2 protein-coding genes are annotated in these 2,767 nt (G+C 66.0%); both read right to left on the reverse strand.

Going from position 1 to position 2,767, the window contains the following annotated elements; all coding sequences use genetic code 11:
- Window positions 1–453 precede the first annotated feature (453 nt).
- A complete protein-coding gene (locus GT495_RS10560) occupies window positions 454–1,134 on the reverse strand; it encodes an Abi family protein (protein ID WP_099431610.1) in 681 nt (226 codons plus the stop codon).
- Window positions 1,135–1,369: 235 nt separating this feature from the next.
- A complete protein-coding gene (locus GT495_RS10565) occupies window positions 1,370–2,368 on the reverse strand; it encodes a hypothetical protein (protein ID WP_161162596.1) in 999 nt (332 codons plus the stop codon).
- Window positions 2,369–2,767 lie beyond the last annotated feature (399 nt).

Genomic DNA, 2,767 nt, shown 5'->3' on the forward strand with positions numbered 1-2,767 from the left:
ACCGGGCACCTCGCGCCCGTCGGCCTCCCCCGCCGGCGCCGCGGCGCCCTCGGACTCGATCACCACATGCGGCGCCATGGCCCCTGGGGCATCCACCACCCCGCCGGCGCCGAAGGCCCCGCCCACTGGCGTCACAAATCGCGCGGACATAAGCGACCCGCACGTGCATGCGACGCCGCCATCGGCACCGGCCGCATCGAGCCGCGAGGCGTCGACGGACAGCCCGCGCCCGGCCGGGCCGACGCGCTTCGATCGCGCCGCCAAGAAGGCGATACGGGGGTCGGGTCGGGTGGCCGGTAACGCCTATCGTTAGATGCTGCGCGACCGGTTCCTCTGCCGCGTGTTCGCCGGCGTCGGGGAGCGGTTCGTGCTCAAAGGCGGCAGCGGCCCTCTGGCCCGCATACCCGACGCGAGAAAGACGCGCGACCTTTTGACCAGGGAGCAAATTGCGATTCACTTGTCGTCTTCCGGTCTAGGAACACCGAGGTCAGAGTTGTAGAGCACCTCGCCCAGCCTTTGGCTCTCGGCGGCGTAGCCCCCGACAAGGGACGCGAGCTCGGACTTGAAGGAGCTGATCGTCTCGGAGTCGAGGATGAGAGCCAGCTTGGCCACCATTGTCGAGAAGTCCTCGTCCCTCACGGGCCCGACCCTGGCGCACCAAAGCCGCTCGTCGCGGGCGCAGATGTTGCGGAAGTCCACGAGGGTGCGCAGGGCGATGAGCCCGGCCAGGTCCTCGTCGTAATGGCTCGGCCCCACCATGTAGTCCTTGGCATCGGTGTAGTTGGCGATTTTCAGGTAGGCATCGAGCTCCCGATAGGCCTCCGAAAAGGTGTAGGCGGCGACCGAGCGCACGCGGGCCTCCGCCTTGAGGAGGTACTTGAAGGTAAGGTTGCGCAGGTCGCGGTCGAAGAGGAAAAGGCCGTAGAGGTCTCCGAATCCCGTTCCCTCGGCGTAGACGTCGTGACCCGCCTCGGCGCTGGCCTCCTTGTCGAGGAACGGCTCCTTGTACCCGTTGACAACGCAATAGTAGTCCTCGCCGAGGAGGGCGTAGGCGGCGTACTCCGGCATGGAGAGCCCCCTGGACTCGAGGATGGCCACCTGCTCTTCGAGGGTCTTGAACGGCTTGCGGGCCATGCCGGCTCCTCTCTGAAATGAGAGAAGGCCGCCCGCCTCGTGGCGAACGACCTTCCTCAGTCTTGGGCTCCGTAGAGTACCCAAGCCGTATCAGTGTATTCGTGAAAGTACCACATGCTCGGCCGTCCGTCAAGCTTGCCGGGGCTTTCTCGCCTTTCTTGTGCGCCGCGTGCGCCCCTACTTTGCGGCATACACGTCGCAATTGCCCCTACCTAGAAAGTGCATGGCAGCTCGGTCAATCGCCCTTGCGCTTTGGCCTACCTAGAATCGCTGTTCCCAGCAGGAATAGCGCTAATGAGGCGGCGGGCCAGTTGCTGTCGGCGGTCTTGGGGAGCGTGGCGGTGGCGGCGCTAGCAGTCTTGGCCTTGGATGGCGTGGGCGCCGTGGCCTTGGTCACGGTCGTCTTGCTTGTCGTGGTCGTCTTGGGCGTTGTGGTCGCGGGCTTCGGGACGGGGCCCGTCGCGGGCCCGGCACCGGGCTGCTCAACGGTGGGGCCGGCACCACCAGCCGGCTCGCCCGCGCCGTCGGTCTCCCCCGCCGGCGCCGTGGCGCCCTCGGGCTCAACCACCACATGCGGAGCCATGCCCCCGGAGGCGTCCACCACGCCGCCGGCACCGAAGGCCCCGCCCACGGGCGTCACAAACCGCGCGGACACAAGAGACCCGCCCGTGCATGCGACACCGCCATCGGTGCCGGCCGCATCGAGCCACGAACCATCGACGGAAAGCGTGCACCCGGCCGAGCCGACGCCCGTGCCCGCGCCCTGCAGGTACACGCCGTAGGCATGCGCGCCGGCGGCGGGCGCGGCACCAACGGCGACGGCGCAGCCCTCCACCGCGAGCGCCCTCGAGACGTGGATCGCGCACTGCGAGCCCGATGCCGCCAGGGACCCGGTGCCGCGGAGCGTCAGGTCGCCCCACACCTCCATGCCGCACTGCGAGATGTCCGCATCGGGCGCATGCGACTCGGTCACCGAGTTGCGCCCGGCAAGCGTCACGACCAGGTCGCCGTCGGCGCCGATGGCGTCGCCCGCGTAGCCGTCAAGCTCCAGATGGCCGGCATCGGTCCAGGCCCAGCCGGGGCCCGACACGCCCGGCTCGCAGTACGTCGCGCCCGCGATGAACAGGCTCTCCGCGCCCGCGGCATAGGAAGGCCCGCCCAGCAAAACGCATAGGCAGGCCATGGCAGCGATCGCGATGTGATGACGGCTGGCGTGGGACTCGGCGGCAAACATACCCGCTCCGATCTTCGCAGGAGCCAATAGAATGTGCACCAGAAAATGCCCTGGTAGCGACAGTTATTAGTTTAGCGAGATCGATGCGGGGGCAAAGATAAATCGCGTGGGTAATGTCGACAATTAGGTGTAAATCGTTTTGCCAGTCGGTGAAAGGAGGAATGCAGGGTTATGCGTTAAGACGCGCTATCTTTGACACTCACGTTGCATATAGCTTCTGGGAATCTACTACCCGTTCCAGTTTGCTTCACCTTCCGCTCGCATCAGAGCGCGCCAAAGCTCACTGAGTCGCTAACTCGCTGTAATTAGCGAAGACGATTCCCCATTACAGTCTGAAATAGGCCATCGATAAATTTCGATGGCGAGCATTCGGCGCATTGCCTACGATACGGGCAAGCC

Source organism: Collinsella sp. BIOML-A6, assembly GCF_009875845.1.
GTDB lineage: Bacteria > Actinomycetota > Coriobacteriia > Coriobacteriales > Coriobacteriaceae > Collinsella > Collinsella aerofaciens_H.

Bases quoted from the DNA above. Each gene is read 5' to 3' on its own strand.
- GT495_RS10560 (WP_099431610.1), bottom strand. From the start codon at position 1,134: ATGGCCCGCAAGCCGTTCAAGACCCTCGAAGAGCAGGTGGCCATCCTC.
- GT495_RS10565 (WP_161162596.1), bottom strand. From the start codon at position 2,368: ATGTTTGCCGCCGAGTCCCACGCCAGCCGTCATCACATCGCGATCGCT.